General features: G+C 44.2%; 20 protein-coding genes and 1 tRNA gene. 6 read left to right on the top strand and 15 right to left on the bottom strand.

From position 1 onward, the window contains the following. Positions 1-163 precede the first annotated feature (163 nt). Both NST45_RS17070 and NST45_RS17075 read left to right on the top strand, forming a co-directional pair. Positions 164-748: a helix-turn-helix transcriptional regulator gene (locus tag NST45_RS17070; protein ID WP_036679391.1), complete on the top strand. Its 585-nt coding sequence runs from the start codon at positions 164-166 to the stop codon at positions 746-748. 151 nt (positions 749-899) lie between these two features. Then, a complete protein-coding gene (locus NST45_RS17075; RefSeq protein WP_339823280.1) occupies positions 900-1,703 on the top strand; it encodes an MBL fold metallo-hydrolase in 804 nt (267 codons plus the stop codon). A 112-nt stretch (positions 1,704-1,815) separates the two neighbouring features. On the opposite strand, the gene NST45_RS17080 is transcribed toward NST45_RS17075, so the two are convergent. The 10 genes from NST45_RS17080 to rpmG form a co-directional block, all read right to left on the bottom strand. Continuing rightward, positions 1,816-2,451 carry a class I SAM-dependent methyltransferase gene (locus NST45_RS17080; protein ID WP_038569790.1) on the bottom strand — a complete coding sequence of 212 codons (636 nt, stop codon included), beginning with the start codon at positions 2,449-2,451 and terminating at the stop codon, positions 1,816-1,818. Between the two features lie 3 nt (positions 2,452-2,454). Further along, entirely contained in the window at positions 2,455-2,820 is a 366-nt protein-coding gene (locus NST45_RS17085; RefSeq protein WP_038569788.1) for a hypothetical protein, read from the bottom strand. 16 nt (positions 2,821-2,836) lie between these two features. Further along, positions 2,837-3,607 (bottom strand): GNAT family N-acetyltransferase, encoded by a 771-nt coding sequence (locus NST45_RS17090; protein WP_081383585.1) that lies wholly within the window; start codon positions 3,605-3,607, stop codon positions 2,837-2,839. Further along, positions 3,585-4,019 carry a DUF6157 family protein gene (locus tag NST45_RS17095; RefSeq protein ID WP_339823283.1) on the bottom strand — a complete coding sequence of 145 codons (435 nt, stop codon included), beginning with the start codon at positions 4,017-4,019 and terminating at the stop codon, positions 3,585-3,587. Before NST45_RS17095 ends, NST45_RS17090 begins: the two co-directional genes overlap by 23 nt. Positions 4,020-4,168: 149 nt before the next feature. After that, positions 4,169-4,438 (bottom strand): 30S ribosomal protein S14, encoded by a 270-nt coding sequence (gene rpsN, locus NST45_RS17100; protein WP_038569786.1) that lies wholly within the window; start codon positions 4,436-4,438, stop codon positions 4,169-4,171. Positions 4,439-4,464: 26 nt separating this feature from the next. Further along, the gene (locus NST45_RS17105) at positions 4,465-5,589 is read right to left on the bottom strand and encodes a metal ABC transporter substrate-binding protein (protein WP_076140913.1); all 1,125 of its coding nucleotides are present in this window, start codon (positions 5,587-5,589) and stop codon (positions 4,465-4,467) included. Continuing rightward, positions 5,579-6,445: a metal ABC transporter permease gene (locus tag NST45_RS17110; protein ID WP_036679378.1), complete on the bottom strand. Its 867-nt coding sequence runs from the start codon at positions 6,443-6,445 to the stop codon at positions 5,579-5,581. The genes NST45_RS17105 and NST45_RS17110 overlap by 11 nt, the downstream gene beginning before the upstream one ends. Continuing rightward, the gene (locus NST45_RS17115) at positions 6,391-7,098 is read right to left on the bottom strand and encodes a metal ABC transporter ATP-binding protein (RefSeq protein ID WP_038569783.1); all 708 of its coding nucleotides are present in this window, start codon (positions 7,096-7,098) and stop codon (positions 6,391-6,393) included. The genes NST45_RS17110 and NST45_RS17115 overlap by 55 nt, the downstream gene beginning before the upstream one ends. A 218-nt stretch (positions 7,099-7,316) precedes the next feature. After that, a complete protein-coding gene (locus tag NST45_RS17120; RefSeq protein ID WP_339823286.1) occupies positions 7,317-8,525 on the bottom strand; it encodes a GTP-binding protein in 1,209 nt (402 codons plus the stop codon). A 48-nt stretch (positions 8,526-8,573) separates the two neighbouring features. Beyond that, positions 8,574-8,723, bottom strand: a complete 150-nt coding sequence (gene rpmG / locus NST45_RS17125; protein ID WP_076098468.1) for a 50S ribosomal protein L33 — start codon at positions 8,721-8,723, stop codon at positions 8,574-8,576. Between the two features lie 203 nt (positions 8,724-8,926). Here rpmG and NST45_RS17130 point away from each other — a divergent pair, with 203 nt between their 5' ends. From NST45_RS17130 to NST45_RS17140, 3 genes are read left to right on the top strand one after another with little or no spacing between them, the layout of a single operon-like run. Next, complete coding sequence (locus NST45_RS17130) at positions 8,927-9,955, top strand: GTP-binding protein (RefSeq protein ID WP_036679372.1); 1,029 nt, start codon at positions 8,927-8,929, stop codon at positions 9,953-9,955. Next, the gene (locus tag NST45_RS17135) at positions 9,952-10,941 is read left to right on the top strand and encodes a permease (protein WP_038569780.1); all 990 of its coding nucleotides are present in this window, start codon (positions 9,952-9,954) and stop codon (positions 10,939-10,941) included. The genes NST45_RS17130 and NST45_RS17135 overlap by 4 nt, the downstream gene beginning before the upstream one ends. A gap of 50 nt (positions 10,942-10,991) precedes the next feature. Beyond that, positions 10,992-11,867, top strand: coding sequence for a TIGR03943 family protein (locus NST45_RS17140; protein ID WP_038569778.1), 876 nt, complete (start codon positions 10,992-10,994; stop codon positions 11,865-11,867). Here the strand turns inward: NST45_RS17140 and NST45_RS17145 are convergent. The 5 genes from NST45_RS17145 to NST45_RS17165 all read right to left on the bottom strand — a co-directional run bounded on the left by NST45_RS17145 (position 11,860) and on the right by NST45_RS17165 (position 17,273). Then, positions 11,860-12,255 (bottom strand): NusG domain II-containing protein, encoded by a 396-nt coding sequence (locus NST45_RS17145; protein WP_036679457.1) that lies wholly within the window; start codon positions 12,253-12,255, stop codon positions 11,860-11,862. The two genes, NST45_RS17140 and NST45_RS17145, sit on opposite strands and share 8 nt — an antisense overlap. 86 nt (positions 12,256-12,341) lie before the next feature. Beyond that, positions 12,342-15,446: a PAS domain-containing hybrid sensor histidine kinase/response regulator gene (locus NST45_RS17150; protein ID WP_038569776.1), complete on the bottom strand. Its 3,105-nt coding sequence runs from the start codon at positions 15,444-15,446 to the stop codon at positions 12,342-12,344. A 205-nt stretch (positions 15,447-15,651) separates the two neighbouring features. Further along, positions 15,652-16,209 carry a DUF2812 domain-containing protein gene (locus NST45_RS17155; protein WP_036679361.1) on the bottom strand — a complete coding sequence of 186 codons (558 nt, stop codon included), beginning with the start codon at positions 16,207-16,209 and terminating at the stop codon, positions 15,652-15,654. After that, positions 16,206-16,535, bottom strand: coding sequence for a PadR family transcriptional regulator (locus NST45_RS17160; protein ID WP_036679357.1), 330 nt, complete (start codon positions 16,533-16,535; stop codon positions 16,206-16,208). Before NST45_RS17160 ends, NST45_RS17155 begins: the two co-directional genes overlap by 4 nt. Before the next feature lie 654 nt (positions 16,536-17,189). Continuing rightward, a tRNA-Leu gene (locus NST45_RS17165) sits at positions 17,190-17,273 on the bottom strand. Between the two features lie 238 nt (positions 17,274-17,511). On the opposite strand from NST45_RS17165, the gene NST45_RS17170 reads away from it, so the two are divergent. Beyond that, entirely contained in the window at positions 17,512-18,273 is a 762-nt protein-coding gene (locus tag NST45_RS17170; RefSeq protein WP_076107474.1) for a methyltransferase domain-containing protein, read from the top strand. The last annotated feature ends 54 nt before the right edge of the window (positions 18,274-18,327 follow it).

Consider the following 18,327-nt stretch of genomic DNA (forward strand, 5'->3'; position numbering starts at 1 on the left):
CTATATCGCTCCCTAATGTAATATTGTAATTAGATATTAAAAATATATCATAAGCGTAGCTGTTCTGAAAGAAACTTAAACAGTGTTGTCAGAAATAGCAGCATTAACCATTGCCGATATACCAGAAAGTGTTGTAGTATATTTTTAAAAAATCGGAGGAATTATGCCTAATAACCAACAAGAAACTCATAATATCCAGGCGTGGTCTCTGATCAATCGCAAATACCTTGGACAAGGCGTTCGAGTCAAAAGATTTCGCCGTCCAAAGCGCAGCCAGATTAGAAACCGTGTGCTGCTTGCTGTATTGATGGCTAAGGATATCAAGCTGTCACGACTCGCAGAAGAGCTTGGTATATCCTCACGCAGTGTAAGCGCTTGGGTATACGAAGGTCGTATCCCTTCCAACAATAACATTGACAAGACCTGCCGCCTATTGGGGTACCCACCCCACATTCTGTTCAATGAAGCATTGATTCGTCAAAGCCCCATTGTATGTCAGCCTACACCCTCACGATTTATGAAAAGAAGTATTACCAGTTCACCGCGCAGCAATGTTATCCTGACCGGACTTTGTATGGTTTACGATTTCTCAGTAACGGATGTAAGTATTTGGATAGGCGTCCATCCCGGAACGTTTCGGAAATGGCTCCACAACAGCCATCTGCCGACCCCTGCTCTGCAGGAAAAAGCCGAAGCTTTCTTTCGGATTCCACGCCATATTCTATTTGCAGACTGCGGAACGCTCTAATACAATCCTCTCACAGAACACGTTTAACACAGCCCTTCTTCAAGAAATCATGAGAAGGGTTATTTGCCATACCTTTTTTTCTTAAAAAGAGGTCATACTACTGTATGTAGATACATTGTGTAGTACTAAAGAACGGGTCAGGAGGCGCAAGATGAAACTTAACGGAATACTGTCAAAGGGCTATACCGATACTTGGAATGTGGCCCCTGGTGTCATTGGACTTCGCACTATGTTTGTAAATGTCGCATTAATTGGCCAGCCCTCTTCGGATTGGGTTCTTGTAGATACTGGTCTTAGCTCATATACAGGCAATATTATTGATTTTGCTACGGAGCATTATGATAAGCCTCCGGTGGCAATTATCCTGACGCATGGGCATTTTGACCATATTGGGGGTGTGAAAAGGCTTGTTGAGGAATGGAACGTGCCTGTATATGCTCATCCGCTAGAACTACCTTTTCTGACAGGTAAAGAAGATTACCCTCCAGCCGATCCGGCCGTAGGCGGCGGGCTTATGAGCATGATATCCCCTTTATTTTCACATCATGGCATTGATCTTGGTTCAGCCGTTCACCCCTTGCCGGAAGACGGGACTGTCCCTGGTGCGAAGGGCTGGGAATGGATCCATACCCCTGGACATAGTCCCGGGCATATCTCCCTGTTCAGGCCTGAGGATAGAGTCCTGATCGCTGGTGATACGTTCCTTACGGTCAAACAGGAATCCGTATTTGCAGTGGCTACGCAGCATCAGGTGGTGCATGGCCCACCCTCTTATTTCACGACAGACTGGGAAGATGCCGAGAAATCAGTCCGTACCCTTGCCTTGCTGAATCCACATCTTGTTCTTTCGGGACATGGAGTACCCATGGAAGGTGAGGAGCTGTCTACCCAGCTTGCTCATTTATGCAAAAATTTCAAAGAAATGGCGCTACCGGTTCAAGGTAAATTTGTGTAAATAAGGTATTCCTGATCATCGAGCAGAGGTCTAGGGAAAAAGTCCCTATAATTCATTTGATATAGCCGATTCTACGGATATTCAACGAAATTATAGGGAGTTCCTCCCTATATTATTTGCTAAGTGCAGATTTACGTGCGACTATATATCTCAGTATGTATTGATGGTTTTTTCCAAGCGGCCCACATAAAGTCTCCACACATGAGCCGGTCGTAATTATTTTCGTACCTGCAAAATGTTGTCTTAAATCTTCATCACTAAAAAAATGGGCATATTTTCCCTCTTTGTATTCGTAGGTTCCCGGTTCCAAAAGTGTTCCACAGCCGTTGTTCGCATCCTCATCGGAAAAACTGGTAAAATAGAGCAAGCCATCCGGCCGCAGCTGTTCCAGACAATTAGCTACGAGCCTGCGGCGATCCTCTTCGAGAAATAAATGCAACACGTCATAGCAGTAGACAGCATCAACCTGTACTTCAGAAATAGTATCTAATACGGAACCTGAGATAAAATGGCTCTTGGGATCCCATTCTGCCGCCATCCTTAACGCATCCTCGCTTAACTCAACGCCTAAGGTCTTAAACTCATCTGAGAACACCTTCGTATTTCTTCCGTATCCCGCACCCGGGACTAAAACTGATTTCACGTCATATTGCCGAAATATCTCCCTTGCTGCCTGGGCTGTAGGACTAGGTTCACTCCCCCAGATCATGCCTTCCTGAGCAAATCTTCGACTCCAGTATTCGGACATAGATTAGACCTTCTTTTTAAATTTATTCGCTAATTTCATCGCAAGGAATTGAGGGATCAGGTTTAGCATACTAAAAAATAAAAACGATCCTGTAGGTCCAAGTGGTTTGAAAAACGTCCCGTCCCAACCGCCTTCTCCTGACAATTTGCTAATAAAATAATACGAAACAAACGCAGAAGCGATATTCCCAATGACTACAGCAATTATATTATTAGACCATTTTCCCAAAAAAGCTATTAGCGATGTTATGACGATCATCATTAAATAACCAACCATTGAACCATTATTGAAATCTTTATCCATCGCGAAATATACAAATGGAAAACAGTACACACTAATGATCAGGAGATTTAATCCTAATTTTCTCACCGCATCCCCTCCTCAGCTAGTTTTTCACTCTATACCAATACTGATAAATCTCCTTAAAACCCAGCTTGTCATACAAGGCTGAAGCCCGCGTATTCGCTTGCACAACTTGCAGAAAGGAAGTTGTTGCTCCCTTTGCTCTACCCCAATTAAGCAACGCTAGCAGCAGCTGTTCCGCCATTCCCTTTCTACGATGAGCAGGGGAAGTGACAATATCATACAGACCCAAGTATCCATTCTGAATCACACCAAGTCCGCAGGCGGCAGGAACACCATGATTAAACAACAGGACATAACCCTGCTGCAAATGTGATGCAGACAACATTCTAGTTAAGGTTTCCCGGTTCTTGCCAGACAACCCGGTAAGCTCACTGAAGGCGTGCAGCCACTCTTCAGTCAAGCTCTCCTGCATCTGAACCGTATAACACAGATCGGGGCTCGCTAAGCCCCCCAGATCAAGAAGCCTTACCGATGAAGGCTCGACAATTGTATAACCGCGATCCGCAAGCATCTCATCAAGCTTTGCCGGCTGGATATAGGGGGTTATTTTGAACACTGGCTGTAGTCCAGCATGCTCATAATACCGCTCCGCAAGCTTGATTTGTTCTGCGAGATCAACCTGAGAGCTGTCAGCCCCGTATAATGGATTGACCGAATTGGCCCTTTTTGTATAACCAGCTGCCGTACGTAGAATCCAGCCCTGCAGGAGAACACTTTGCTCCGCCGGCCAAGTATTAAGTGTGATTTCTTCTATGAATTTATACAGCTTAATCCGCTCCTTTTGAAGCACGTTTGTTACGCATCGCAGGCAGTAATTTCACAGCTCCATCCCCTTGGGAGGTAAAATAGTCATATTCGGGAGACTCTTTGCCATAGAGAGCTATTTTCCCCTCACCGTTATAATGAATACCCCAACCAAAACGCTTTGGCAGCAGTGAAGCCCTTAGACAAGGATGGTTTTTGGAAAATAGTTCTTTCCATATTTCTTCCTTACGGACCAAACGTTCTTCCTGTGGAATTTGTTTATGGCGCACATGAACCTCGTACAGAAGTTCTTCATGATTGTATTTGTAGGGCTCATTAATTAACAGTTCATATTGAATCACACGTGCAGGCGGGAGTGTTCGGCAAGACATCGGAGGAACTCCGATTTCCTCAGGGCAGTCCTCTGCTACACGAATAAAAGTATCGGTATAGCTCATTTGCATCACCTCCATATTAAATAGAAATATATTCCTTCTATGATAAATCATTTTCCTATTCTTAGCATAGCCGAATTTTCTAAAGTCCATGATGGATGAACAGCAAAAACGGCCAATCCTCTAAACTACGGAGGATTGGCCGTTCTCATTTACCAACTCGACTTGGTAATACCCGGAATCTGGCCTTTATGCGCCAATTCGCGGAATACAATTCGGGAAACATTAAATTTGCGCAAATAACCTCGAGGTCTGCCAGACACTTGGCATCTATTTTTTTGACGAGTTGCGGAGGAATCACGTGGCAGCTTTTGCAAAGCCATATAGTCCCCTTGTTCCTTTAGTTCTTTTCTTTTAACAGCGTATTTGGCGACTAGTGCTTGTCTCTTCAATTCTTTCACAACTTTAGATTTCTTGGCCATGTTCGTTCTCCTTCCATCCTTTAAATCTACTCGTTCAATGCACTCTTCAAGGCTTCCAGGTTCTGACGCATGATTCCTAAATAATCCAGGTTTTGACTGCGATCTTCCTCTGTTAATCCTTCAATTGGGTTTAGAACGGCTGCTTTGGCACCAATCTCTTTTGCTATTGTGTCTGCCACACTGGAGGATACAAGTGTCTCGAAGAAAATCGTCTTCACTTTATGCTCTTTCGCAAACTCCACAATCTTACTCATATTTGCGGCAGAAGGCTCCTGCTCCGGAGATAGTCCGGCAATCGGGACCTGAGTTAATCCATACTGCTTGGCAAGGTAACCAAAAGCCGCATGCTGAGTGATAAAATCCTTGCGTTTAGTATCCTTAAGACCGTCCTTAAATTCTTGATCCAGTTGCTCCAGCTTAGCTACATAAGCATCTGCATTTGTCTTAAAATCCTCGGCATGTTCAGGTGCGGCAGCAGCTAAAGCTGCTTCAATGTTACGCACTTCTTGAATGGCTAGTGTAGGATTGAGCCACACATGCGGATCTAATCCACCGTGATCATGCGAATGCTCTTCATGAGCATGTTCTCCTTCTTCATGCGCATGTTCTCCTTCTTCATGAGCATGCTCCCCTTCTTCATGAGCATGCTCCCCTTCTTCATGAGCATGCTCTCCTTCTTCATGAGCATGTTCTCCTTCTTCATGGTGGTGGTCAGCTTCTTCCTCTTCCGTGCCTTCCATGATGTCCAGACCCTTGCTCGCTTCTACAGTAATTAACGGAGTGCCAGATACACTTTCCAGCACCTGGTCTACCCAGCCTTCCATTCCTGCGCCATTATAGATCAGCATATCCGCATCTGAGATTTCTGCCATATCTTGTGCAGTCGGTTCCCAATCATGGGGTTCGATTCCTGCCGGTATGAGTGCTTCCACGTCCGCCAGATCTCCTGCCACATTTTTGGTAAACTCGTAAATTGGATAGAAACTGACTTTAATATTTAGTTTAGATGACTCTGGAAGGGCTGTGGCTTCTGCGGCTCCAGAAGCATTCGTAGTAGTAGAAGAATTACTGGCATTATTATTACCGCAACCTGCGGCAATAAGTAACGCGGACAGGGACAAAATGGCTAAATGATGGATTCTAAATTTCATTGAGAGTTGTAACTCCTTTTCTGGAAATAGATTTATGAATTCGCCGACGATTTCTAAGTCGGATCAGCTTCTGTACCAAAATTGCGATTAATAAGAACGATAGCAGTATAAGAGCAATCGTCCCACCAGGCGGTGTATTGATGTAATACGAGGCACTTAGGCCACTAAAAACGCCGAGTAACCCTACGCCAATTGATATCAATATAGCTGTCGTGAAACCAGACGCTATACGCAAGGCAATCGAAGCTGGCAAAACAATAAGCGCTGAGACTAACAGCACTCCAACAACTGGCATCGCAGCAGCTACTGTCATTCCAGTTAGTACAGCAAACGAAAATGATAACCAGCCCACATGAACTCCACTAATACTAGCGGTCTCTTCATCAAAGGTCAGATTATATAAAGATCTGCGTAACACAATAAAATAGACCAGACCGATTACAGCAACCGCAGCGATAATCTTTAGTTGAGTGTCGCTGACCGCAACGATGGAACCAAACAGATAGGAACTGAAGCTTTTACTTAAATTCTGCTTTAAGCTCATAAGTACAACTGCCAATGCTAATCCAGAGGTCATAATAATAGCTACCGGAAGCTCGCTATATGTACGATAAGAACGTCGAAGCTGTTCGATGACAATACCACCGAGAATCGCCACCATGAAACCACTTAGTGCCGGATTAAGCTGAAGTATTGAGCCTAGTGCTACTCCTGCAAGCGAAACATGAGAGAGGGTATCCGCCATTAGGACCTGACGGCGAAGCATGAGATACACCCCGAGCAGCGGACCAATAATGCCAATTAAACCACCGGCCCAAAATGCACGTTGCATGAATTCGTAACTAAACATTGCCAACCCTCATTCTCCTTTCGTTCCAGGCTGATCAACGTATCCAGATAGGAACTGGTCTCTTCCAGGCCATGCGTCACCATGATTACGGTCCGGCCGTGTTCACTGACATCATGGCGCATCAGCTTATAGAACCCAATGCGACTGTCCAGATCCATTCCCGTAGTAGGTTCATCGAGAACCAATATCTGCGGCTGTTGTGCCAATGCTCGAGCGATGCAAATCCGCTGCTTCTGGCCGCCTGACAGTTCTCCTATCTTCCGGTCTCGCAAATGCCACATATCCACCTGCTTTAAACTTTGCTCGACGATCTCGTCCTGCTCAGGTGTAAAGCGTCTAAATAATCCCAGCCTTGGATAACAACCCGAGCGAACCAGTTCGATCACCTTACTTGGGAATCCTGCGTTAAAAGAAGCTACCTGCTGTGGAACATAGCCGATAACCATCTTTCCGTTATCTGATAACTCTTTATTCAACTGAACCGTTCCACTCCATGGACGAAGCAGGCCGAGCATTAGCTTCAGCAGGGTGGTCTTAGCAGCTCCATTGGGTCCCGTTATACCAATAAACTGTCCGGTATGAATATCTAATGAAATGTTATCAAGGACAGCTTCATCCCCATACCCGAACACTACATTCCGCATGGATGATAGGATCATCGTGCCTCGCCTCCCTTCTGACTGATGTTATGTCCATCTCGGATTAAATAGTAAGTATTACGATTTAACAAATTTGATAATATCGTAATCATTACGATTTGTAAACCCAAAATTAAAAATTAATCGTAATAATAACTATTAGACCTCTTTTTCATACAGCAAAAATCCGGAATCCCACCTTCTGGATTCCGGATTTCCATCGCTAATTTACTAAGTATCTATTCCTCAGCAGCCGCAAGGAGTTCTTCAACAGGCCACGGAAGTGGATTGTTGAACTTTGTCCAATCCTGCTTCAGCTCCTCCACCGTCAGCAAACATCTGTCCAATCTGGCTTCGAGTTGTGCCTGATCTATATTTACACCGATAAATACGATTTCATTTATTCTATCGCCCCACTGCTCGTCCCATTTCGCCTGCAGCTCAGGTTCGCTTTCCAGTACCTCCAGCTGCTGATCCTTAGGCATTGTAGCCAACCAGTAGCCAGCAGGTCCGAACTGAATAGAAGGTCCTGCCTGACTTATAGTAGCTGCAAGATCACCTTTTGCAGCTACCCATGCCACACCTTTTGCCCGAACGACCTCTTCCGGCCAGTTGCTAAAGAAAAAACTTAATCTTTGCGGGTGGAAAGGTGTTCTCCGGCGATAAACAAAGGAAGAAATTCCGTATTCCTCCGTTTCAGGGGTATGGGTCTCTTTATTCAGCTCCGCGATCCAACCAGAGGATAAGCTTGTTTTCTCAAAATCAAACAATCCGGTATTCAGAATTTCCTTCGGATCTACTACGCCGTTAATCGTTCGGATCAGCTTGGCAGACGGTTGAAGCTTACGGAGCACAGCTTCAAGCTTGTTGAGTTCATCTTCTTTCAACAGATCACACTTATTAAGCAGCAAGACATCACAAGTTTCGATCTGATCAATAAGCAGATCCACAATATCGCGGAAATCTCCTTCGCCAGCCGTTTGGTTGCGGTCCATCAGACTATCACCAGAAGAGAAGTCATGCCAGAAACGCCCAGCATCCACAACAGACACCATCGTGTCTAATTGAGCAAGCGAAGTCAAATCAATATCCAACTCGGGATTGGCATAGGTAAAGGTCTGTGCCACTGGTACAGGTTCGCTAATGCCTGAGGATTCAATCAGGATGTAATCAAATCGCCCTTCCGCAGCCAGCTTTTGTACTTCGACAATCAAATCATCACGAAGCGTACAACAGATGCAACCATTAGACATCTCAACTAATTTCTCTTCTGTTCTAGAAAGCGTATTTCCGGACTTCACCAGATTCGCATCCACATTGACTTCACTCATGTCATTTACAATAACAGCTACTTTAAGCCCGTCACGGTTGTGCAGAATATGATTCAGCAGCGTTGTTTTCCCAGAGCCCAAATATCCACTGAGCACGGTAACAGGGAGCTTTTTCATCTATACCACTCCTATCGTTTATAAAATCAAGATTAAAATCCTCCGCCCTTAACGGGTTTCGCGATGTAAGGTTACTCTCTTTAGGCGTGGACAATATTTTTTCATTTCCATACGCCCTGGATGATTTCGCTTATTCTTGGTAGTGGTATAGTTGCGATCTCCTGTCTCCGTACATGCCAAAGTAATGATTACTCTCATCGTTTCCATCTCCTTTTGATCAAATCGTAATAATTACGATTAACACATCGTACACGGTTTATTCACAATCTGTCAACTATGATCTTGTAAAAATTTCAACTCTCTTAATTTTGTGGTCTTTCTGGTGGACAAATTACGTATAGATGGAATTATAAAAAATATGATTCTTGTAATTCCTAGAGAATCAGGCAGGAGTGGAGATCATGAAGATACCAGTAATTATTTTGAGCGGGTTTCTGGGGAGCGGGAAGACAACTCTGCTGTTGTCCCTGCTGAAAGAAAGCAAGGTAAGAGGGCTGAATCCAGGAGTAGTAATGAATGAACTGGGCAAACGGGATGTGGACGGGTATATTCTGCAGGAGCATACCGGTACAGCTGTAACTAAACTGCTGGACGGATGCGTATGTTGTAGCCGTAAAGAGGATTTGGCAGATAGCCTGATGGTGCTGCTGAGAGGACGTCCAGATGCCATTTACATGGAGTTGACCGGCGTCGCCGATCCTGAAGAAATCGCCAAAACGTTGCAGGAAACCCCTCTACAGGATCTGGTGGAGCTGCACTATACCATCACTCTGTTAGATGCGGAAAATGCTCTGGAATATAACAGCAGACTCTCCTCTGACAAACAGCTCGTTCGGACCCTGCGTAAGCAGCTCTCCACAGCTGATCTTATTGTCGTTAATAAAAGCGATCTCGTAGAGCCGGAAACCTTATGGAGAATTGAAAAGGGAGTTCGTAAACAAAATACGGAGGCTGAAATTGTATACACCCATTACAGTGAAATCAACCTGTCTCCGATATTGTCAGGAATAATCCCACGTAAAATTATAGCTCCGGCTCCACAGCGAGCGCCTCAAACCTTCAAAGGAGCATCACTGAAACAAATGCATTCAGAGCATGGGGGAACCGCTGTAAAAGAGCTGCATGAGGAGCAGCACGCTTCTTTCTCGCAGGTAACAGCCATCACGTTAACCATTCCGCAGGTAAGGACAACTATGCCTTCTAAAGAACGCCTAGAGGCCTTCTTCCAAGAATGGGGTGACAACCTGTTACGTGCCAAGGGGCATATTCTTTTGTCCGAACAGGAGCCGGTTCAGCTTGTTCAATATGCGGGGATGCGTACTACCTGGGAAGCCTCTCGTTATCCTGGTATGCCTTATGTGGTGTTCATCGGGATGAATATAGATGAAGAACAGCTGGCAGATCGGTGGTCCGCCTTATTCGAGTTTTGACTACCTTTTCACCATTAAAAATACTGCCGTTGCTCCTCCCGATCTCGTTCCTGATTATCATTGGCTTTGTATGGCTGCCGAATCATCTGGAGCTGCTGGATAATGCATACATCGACACCTTCAAAACCGCTTTTATCGGCATATTGCTGGAAGCCTTGCCGTTTGTATTAGCAGGAGCATTGTTATCTTCACTGCTTCGCGTCTTTATCCCGGATGAAATGATTTCCCGGTGGATTCCGCGGCGACCTCTTCCGGCCATTCTGTTCGCATGTCTGCTCGGAATTATTTTTCCGGTCTGCGAATGTGGAATGATCCCGCTCGTCCGCCGACTTATCCATAAAGGTATGCCTGTTTACGTGGCTATCGTGTTTATTTTGTCCGGACCGATCCTAAATCCTGTCGTCTATGGGGCGACCATGACAGCATTTCGCAGCCACTCGGAGCTGGCCTATGCCCGTATGGGTCTGGCTTTTGTTGTAGCCTGTCTCATAGGTTTGATAATCTACGCAACGGTTAAAAAATCTCCCATCCGCCTAAATGTTCAACGTGAAACAGGGGAAGCTCATCACAATAATTCTCGTGGGGGAAAAATAGCCGCTGTCTTCGTCCATACCTCAGATGAGTTTTTTGAGATGGGAAAATATTTAATTATCGGTTGCTTATTAACCGCTGGCATTCAGACATTTATGGTTCAAGACAGTCTGGCTGCGATCGGAGCCAAGCCGCTGGGTTCATATTTTTTCATGATGGGACTGGCATTTGTGCTCTCACTTTGCTCCACCTCAGATGCCTTTGTAGCTTCCACCTTCGTACATTCTTTTCCATCTGGTGCTCTGCTCGCTTTTATGGTATTCGGACCGATGCTGGATTTCAAAAATTCATTGATGTTGCTCTCACTGTTTAAGACCAAATTCGCTCTTTATTTGTTCTTTCTGATCTTCGCAAGCGTGTTTATTGGGGCGGTATTCATGTCCTTGTGGCTGTAATTCATAGAGGTGGTAAGCTGTTGCTTACAATATGGGTAGGAGGATAGAGCATGAATGACTCTCGAAGCATCCGGTTTCACTATTTGTTAAGGGCGGTCATTCTGCTCGCTTTCGCCCTCTATATCGGGCATCTGGTACAGCAGGACGCTTTGCATTATTATGTAGCGCCCAAGCTGGCACGCTGGGTTCAATTATGTCCAATCCCGCTGACACTTATGGCGCTCAGTCTGGCCGTACAGGCTTTATTTGGCAAGGGTAGTGTTCTCTGTGACTGCGAGCATCGGCTTCCACATTCTTTTTTCAAAAGTACAGCGCTATATGGATTATTCCTTTTTCCACTGCTGCTCGGATTTCTCCTTCCGGATCGCGCTTTGGGAAGTATGGCCGCTGCTAAAAAAGGAATCTCCCTATCCTCCTTGCCCACTGAAGCTAAAAATTCCGCGAGATTCGAGTCCATTGATCCTTACCATGAGGAGCTTACCGAGCTGGCCAAGATCCTTTATGCACAACCTGTGGTCCCAGTTTATTCAGCGATTTTCTCCGAAACCTTAGGTGCCCTTGAGATGTATAAACAACAATTTGCAGGCAAAGAAATTACTATTTCCGGCTTTTTATATCGTGATCAAGGTGAACATTCAGAGAATTCTTTTGCCATAGGTAGATTTCTGGTCCAATGCTGCACTGCCGATGCTACACCCTTTGGGATATTAGTGGATTCCGGCAAACTAAAAAGCCTGCCTACCGATACCTGGATAGAGGTCCGGGGCAAGCTTCAAGTTGTTCCCTATAAAGGTCAAGAAATTATGCAAATTAGTGCTGAGTCTATTACACCTATCAAACAACCCGCAACACCTTACATTTACACCAGTCCTGACTCTATCACCGCATGGAAAGAGTTAGAAGGTTCAACTAAGATTACTAAATAATCGCATCTAGCTCATCCTCATCATTCTCAGACTTATTAGGATTAAATACTTCTACCATAATACGGGCTGGAATACAAATAATTTGCTGTTTGGGTCTTGAGATGAACCCCATTTCCAAAGCGATTCTCAAGGGAGCATCAGAATAGGTCATTTGGATTCCATAATCAAACACCTTTAGTGTATTGTGGCCGAATTTCGTTTGAATATCTATAATTTGTTCTTCTTTAGTCAAAGAAACGGTTTTGTACTCTTTACCATCCACCGTAATTATAGCTTTCAAATCCCCTTGCTGATACTGCTCATTGCTGCTGTCCCACCACTTCATGCCATAAATCAAGCCCGCAGCTAACAAGGCTATCACAATAATTAAAATATCCCCGCGCTTCATTGTTAACAAGGTAAGAGTCCTTTCATGACAAATAATATACGTAATGATTACGATTAATATCAATATATTAATCATAACCCTATTTGTCAATGATGCTCACCTAAACGAATTTGGGCAGACCATTCTCTTAATACCCGGTCGAGCTCTTTTATCGAGATGGGTTTAGAAATGAAATCCTGCATTCCAGCACTAAGACACATCATCTTATCTTCATCTCTTGCAAAAGCTGTAGCCGCAATGATAATTGGAGTCAGCCCAAGCTTCTCACGTATGATTCCCGTTGCTTCAATTCCATCCATAATAGGCATCTGAATATCCATAAATACCAGATCATAATGATTGGAAAGCACAGCCCGAACCGCTTCCTCACCATTTAAAGCGATGTCAGGAACATATCCCCTCTTTTTCAGATAAGCCTGCATAAGCTGCTGATTCACAGGATGATCTTCAGCAATAAGAATGGACATCGGTCCATACTCACCAGTAGTTAACTCTTTAACAGCAGATTTATCATTTCTGACCACATCTGTTGAGGCGTTGACGGTTACTTTCTGATCCCATTCCTCTTTGGGTAGAGAGACCTCCACTGTAAAATAAAACTCCGAGCCTTCATCCTCACAGCTATTGACACCGATAGATCCGCCAAGAAGCTCGGCCAGCTTTTTACTTATGGCAAGTCCAAGCCCAGTTCCACCATATTTACGATTGATCGACGGATGCAATTGCGAGAAGGATTGAAATAATAAACCTTGGCTGGAAACTGGAATCCCCAATCCTGTATCTTTTACGATAAATTTCACGATAAGATTTCCGGATGCCTCTGAAGCTTCTAACATAACAGAGATACTGATTTCACCTGTCTCCGTAAATTTCACTGCGTTCCCAACCAGATTTACGAGAATTTGACGCAATCTCGCCCCATCAGTCATGATGACGGCTGGAAGCTCAGGAGATAGCTCGCTAGTAAGTAAAAGCCCTTTCTCCTTAACCTTCGGATAAAACAGTTCACAAACGTTCTGTATCACTTCATGCAAATCCACCATTTGTAGTTCAAGCGTCATCATGCCTGCTTCAATTTTGCTGAAATCCAACACTTCATTCAGAATATGAAGCAATGCCTCACCGCTTTTGTTAATGATCTGTGTGTAGTAGCTTTGCTCTTCATCCAGCTCCGTCCCAGATAAAAGATCAGCCATCCCAATAATGCCGTTCATAGGCGTGCGCAGCTCATGGCTCATGATCGCTAGAAACTCCGATTTTGCCCGGTCCGCTTCCTCGGCAGACTCCTTCGCCCGCACAATCTCCTTCTCCTCCGTAATATCTCGAAAGACGACAACCGCCCCAATCCGTTCATCACCATCAAACAGTGGGGTCATTCGATATCTGACTAAAAAGCTTGAACCATCCTGCCTCCAAAACACACCCTCCCTATCTTCAATAGTGAGATTACTGGAGCGTGAAGGAAGCAGCGTCTTCTGAATTCCTGTAAAAGACTCGTTATCCAGCCAGGTTTGGTGAATCGCATGAAATTTGCTGTTTCCCCACTCAGTAGGATCGAATCCCAACATAGTAATGGCTGCTGGATTAATGAACATCGTGTTGCCTTCAAGGTTCATCCCAAATATGCCTTCAGAGACCGAATTCAAGATCAGCGCATACTCGTTACTTAATTTCTGTATTTCTTCAAAATGACGCGTACGTTCCCCAATGTCGCGGGTTACACAGACAAGCTCCTGATTCCCGCAGGTCTCAGAGTAAATATACCGCAGAGTCGTTTCTGTCCAAATAAAGGTTCCGTCTTTGCAAAAAAACCGGAGAATAACAGGCTCAAGCTTCTTCCCTTCCATACAATTGCTGAGATATGAAGTTAATTTGATTCTGTCCTCCGGATGTATGTAATCAATCCCTCTAGTTCCGCACATTTCTTCTGGTGCATAGCCAAACATAGTCTGGCAGATGGGTGAGGCATACAGATAGGTAAAGCTCCCGTCCGCTGCATTACGTGAAATGAAGTCCATAGAATTTTCTGAGATCAGACGATAGTTCTGCTCACTTTCCCGCAGTTGTTCTTCCATTCGTTGACGTTCGGTCACATCCTGGGCTATCCCGCTGATCTGCAGCAGTCTTCCTTCTTCATCTGTAATCACTTCCCAGTGCACATCCAGAAACTTCAGCTCTCCATCCGCACTATGAATACGGACCGTTGCTTCGCCATTAGTCCCATTCTCCATGGATTGATGTACTAACTGTTCAAGTCTGATGAAATCGTCAGGATCAATGCAAGCAAAAACACGTCTGTAATCAAAATAAGAATGATTGCTCTCATCTTCCAAAAAGCCAAAAATATTACGCATCTCTCTGGAAACCGTCAGCCGTGATTTTGTCATATCCCATTCCCAGGATCCCATCTTCGCAAGGTGTTGAGCTTTAGCCAGCATATCCTCGTATTTCTTGCGCTGAGTAATATCGCGACCAATGGTTAATATCTGTTTAATGTTCCCCTGCTCATCACGTACCACTTGGGAAGAACTCTCGATCCACAAATAATGTCCATCTTTATGACGGGCTCTACGAGTAAATACGTCCGTATCCGAATATAGCTTGCCTTGTTCAATCATCTCAAGAGCATCATCTACGTGATAATACTCGGGTCTTTTGGTACCTATCATTTCTTGTGCAGAATAACCTAACAGCAGCTCCACTGAGGGAGATACGTAGTGCAGTGTTCCGTCAGGATCGCCAAAAGAAATCATATCCGGTGTATTTTGCGTGATCAAATTATATAAATGCTCATCTTCCTGAATCTTCTGTTCAGCAAGTTTTCGGTCAGTGATATCCGTTAACTCAGAAATCAGGACATAGGGTTCACTGGAATTCTCCTGATAGATTAAAAATATATGTTGGGCTACCCAGATGATTTCGCCATCCTTACGCAAAAACCGCCGTTCTTTCTCCAATGCAGTCCCAGGCTCAGCTAGCAGATCGTTCAGGATAACGGAATGATCGTTATTAGTTTTATCTTCCGGATACACAAGATCCAGATAATTTATATTCAAAAGATCTTCTTCTGCATAACCAAACATTTGGCATAGCGCAGGATTCGATTGTAATAACGTCCCATCCTTCGGAGAGACTACCGCAATCCCGATAGAAGACCGTAAGTATAGCTGCTTAAAAAGAAAATCAGACACCTGTAAGCCTCCTCTTTTGAAAATGGGGGACTATATTAACAAACTTGTAATAATTTCAGTATACCTTTTTTTCGGTAAATAAGCTTGATAGTTGAGTCCTAAATGATAGACTGGTAAATTTCGCAGTAAAACTGCGCAAAAATAAACAGCAAGTCTCCCTTTGAAAAGGAAACTTGCCGTGTGTGCATGTTACAACTCTAAAGTCCTATTCTATTATCAAATTTTCCAGCTGAAGCTTCTTAATTTTCTTACGGATAGGTGCACCAATAATTAAAAAAACAAGACCTAACAAAATCAACATTCCGCCCATTATTACGTTTACTATACTGAGATCCTGTGATGAAAAAGAATAATTTATTACACCAATCATCACATTAAATAGACCTAAAATCAACTCTAGCCACATTACAGATTTCCATAACCTGTTGATTCGCTTATAGTGTTTTATTCTGGATTCCAGATCTGTGTAAATATCAAACGGACCTTCTCCCGACTTCTTTCTAAGGTAAACCCAGCGCATGTAAGTACTAACACAATCTATACCGTTTTCCTCTAAAAACTTGAGATATTTGATGCTATCCGGATGATCAGGCATGTTATCTAAAAGCTCAATTCTATACGTGTACTCATTATTGGGGGTCTCTGTAAACACATATTTGCACCAAGATAATTCTGATAGAGCCATCCCCTTCGCAGACATTTCATTAAGCCACTTTTCTTCCTTCTCATAATCCCAAATCAGCTTGCGAACCACATGTTTCATTTGGACTCACCTCCAGCTATTCTCTTCCCATTCGCTATCAATTCTTCCAGACGGATAATCTCTCCCTGAATCACTGACTTTCCTAAGTCGGTAATTTCGTATTCTTTTCGACGGGAACCTTGCTCCCCTTCCACTGCTTTTATCCAGCCTTTTTCCAGTAAAGTGTTAAGTGCTCCGTATAAAGTGCCCGCGCCCAGATCAACCCGACCGTTACTTAAGTCCTTCACATTCTGCATAATTGCGTATCCGTGCATTGCTGTATATAGAGACAATAAGATATAAAATACAGCTTCAGTTAATGCGCCTCTTTCTGTGCTTTCAGGCATCATTTCATCCCCATTCTATTACTGTTGTCGATATATCGGCTTCCGTAATACCATTATTACGGAAGCCGATATAATTGTCAATACAAAAACACCCATTTTATTCTTCGCAGCGATTATGAGCGCAACAAAAAAACCGCCCAGCACTTAGCTAAGGACGGATTTGTTGGGGGGGCTACTCAGCAGCTAGATACTCCCACGTGGAAACTATTCCATCCTCATTATGATGTATCGGACTGAAACACGCTATTTCTGAAAAATAGCGAGTTTCAGCTTACATTCGGACTCAGATGCAGCTATTCGTCTCCAAACACTCGCTTTCACACGATTCCTTAGCAATAAGAGCTATGCAGTCCGAAACCCCTGTAAAATGTGCAAAATATCAATAATAGCGGCCATACGGTCCGTTAGTTTAACACCGTTCACCTAGGTTCCGTTTATGGACCTTAAGAACACCATGCGCTCTGGCGGTGACTGTATTTAGAGATAGTTTCGTTAATTTGTTTGAGAACGCTGAGATTCATCAGTTGGATGCTATTGATCTACATGACTGCTGCTCAGCTACATAATTGCTAATTTAGCTACATGATAATTGCAAATAAGAAAGCCCCCAAATCGCCATAGGAGCGAATTTAGGGGCTTTCTATTAAGCTATGATGCGGTCAAGAGGACTCGAACCTCCACGATATTGCTACCACTGGCACCTGAAGCCAGCGCGTCTGCCAATTCCGCCATGACCGCGTATTATGTAACTGGCGACCAAAACCGCCTGTACATAATACTATACTCCCTTTGCATATAAAACGCAAGGTTTTTGTATTATTGAATTGGACTATATATAGACCTCATAGGCACAACCAATCAATATTATTCAGTTTATATATTTCTATTATAAGATCTCATATGGTACAACATAGATAAAGTATGGCGTTATGACGGAGATGTCTGAATAATCTATCAATAGAAAGGATGAATACTTATGAACCAGCAGTGGAATACCCAAACCTATGATACTGATATGGCCTTTGTGTCTCAGTTTGGAGAGTCTTTGATTGAGCTGCTTCGCCCACAGCCTGGCGAACAGATTATCGATTGGGGCTGTGGAACCGGAGATTTGGCGGCAGCCATTGCTGCTAGAGGCGCCACTGTGACAGGTATTGATGCCTCTGCCGAAATGATTCAGACAGCCCGTGACAAACATCCCCATCTAAGCTTTGTCTTAGCTGATGGGCAAACTTATGTCGCGGAACAGCCAGTCGATGCTGTGTTCAGCAACGCTGCCCTTCACTGGCTAACAGACGCAAACGGAGCGGCGGCGTCCATCGTTGCCAGCTTGCGGGTAGGCGGCCGTTTCGTGGCCGAGTTCGGTGGACTGGGCAATATTGCTTCCATCGTCGCTACACTTCCACAAGCTTTTGCAGCCATTGGCTGTAGTCATAAGCTGCATTTGCCCTGGTACTTCCCCAGCATTGGCGAGTACGCAACTCTACTAGAGAAGCACGGACTGACCGTGGACCTCGCTCTTTGTTTTGACCGGCCAACACCACTGGAAGGCTTGGAGCAAGGATTTCAGCGGTGGTTGAATACTTTTGCCGATGGAATCTTAAGTGTGCTCACACCCATTGAACGCGCAGAAGTTCTCTCTTCTATGGAACAGAAACTGAAACCCACGCTATATCAGGACGGCCGCTGGGTAATGGACTATCGTAGAATCCGGGTTGTTGCTTACAAACGAAGCTAATATAGATGAGAATTACTGCCCATGTTCAATAATCAAAAAAAGAGTGCACTGGCG

This window comes from Paenibacillus sp. FSL R7-0163, from assembly GCF_037969975.1.
In the GTDB taxonomy this organism is placed as follows: domain Bacteria; phylum Bacillota; class Bacilli; order Paenibacillales; family Paenibacillaceae; genus Paenibacillus_AQ; species Paenibacillus_AQ odorifer.

Coding starts and splice junctions, on each gene's coding strand:
- rpsN (WP_038569786.1), bottom strand. CDS start 4,438: ATGGCCAAGAAATCTAAAGTTGTGAAAGAATTGAAGAGACAAGCACTA.
- NST45_RS17140 (WP_038569778.1), top strand. CDS start 10,992: ATGAATGACTCTCGAAGCATCCGGTTTCACTATTTGTTAAGGGCGGTC.
- NST45_RS17095 (WP_339823283.1), bottom strand. CDS start 4,019: ATGAGCTATACCGATACTTTTATTCGTGTAGCAGAGGACTGCCCTGAG.
- NST45_RS17115 (WP_038569783.1), bottom strand. CDS start 7,098: ATGATCCTATCATCCATGCGGAATGTAGTGTTCGGGTATGGGGATGAA.
- NST45_RS17145 (WP_036679457.1), bottom strand. CDS start 12,255: ATGAAGCGCGGGGATATTTTAATTATTGTGATAGCCTTGTTAGCTGCG.
- NST45_RS17075 (WP_339823280.1), top strand. CDS start 900: ATGAAACTTAACGGAATACTGTCAAAGGGCTATACCGATACTTGGAAT.
- NST45_RS17155 (WP_036679361.1), bottom strand. CDS start 16,209: ATGAAACATGTGGTTCGCAAGCTGATTTGGGATTATGAGAAGGAAGAA.
- NST45_RS17160 (WP_036679357.1), bottom strand. CDS start 16,535: ATGCCTGAAAGCACAGAAAGAGGCGCATTAACTGAAGCTGTATTTTAT.
- rpmG (WP_076098468.1), bottom strand. CDS start 8,723: ATGAGAGTAATCATTACTTTGGCATGTACGGAGACAGGAGATCGCAAC.
- NST45_RS17130 (WP_036679372.1), top strand. CDS start 8,927: ATGAAGATACCAGTAATTATTTTGAGCGGGTTTCTGGGGAGCGGGAAG.
- NST45_RS17120 (WP_339823286.1), bottom strand. CDS start 8,525: ATGAAAAAGCTCCCTGTTACCGTGCTCAGTGGATATTTGGGCTCTGGG.
- NST45_RS17170 (WP_076107474.1), top strand. CDS start 17,512: ATGAACCAGCAGTGGAATACCCAAACCTATGATACTGATATGGCCTTT.
- NST45_RS17105 (WP_076140913.1), bottom strand. CDS start 5,589: ATGAAATTTAGAATCCATCATTTAGCCATTTTGTCCCTGTCCGCGTTA.
- NST45_RS17080 (WP_038569790.1), bottom strand. CDS start 2,451: ATGTCCGAATACTGGAGTCGAAGATTTGCTCAGGAAGGCATGATCTGG.
- NST45_RS17070 (WP_036679391.1), top strand. CDS start 164: ATGCCTAATAACCAACAAGAAACTCATAATATCCAGGCGTGGTCTCTG.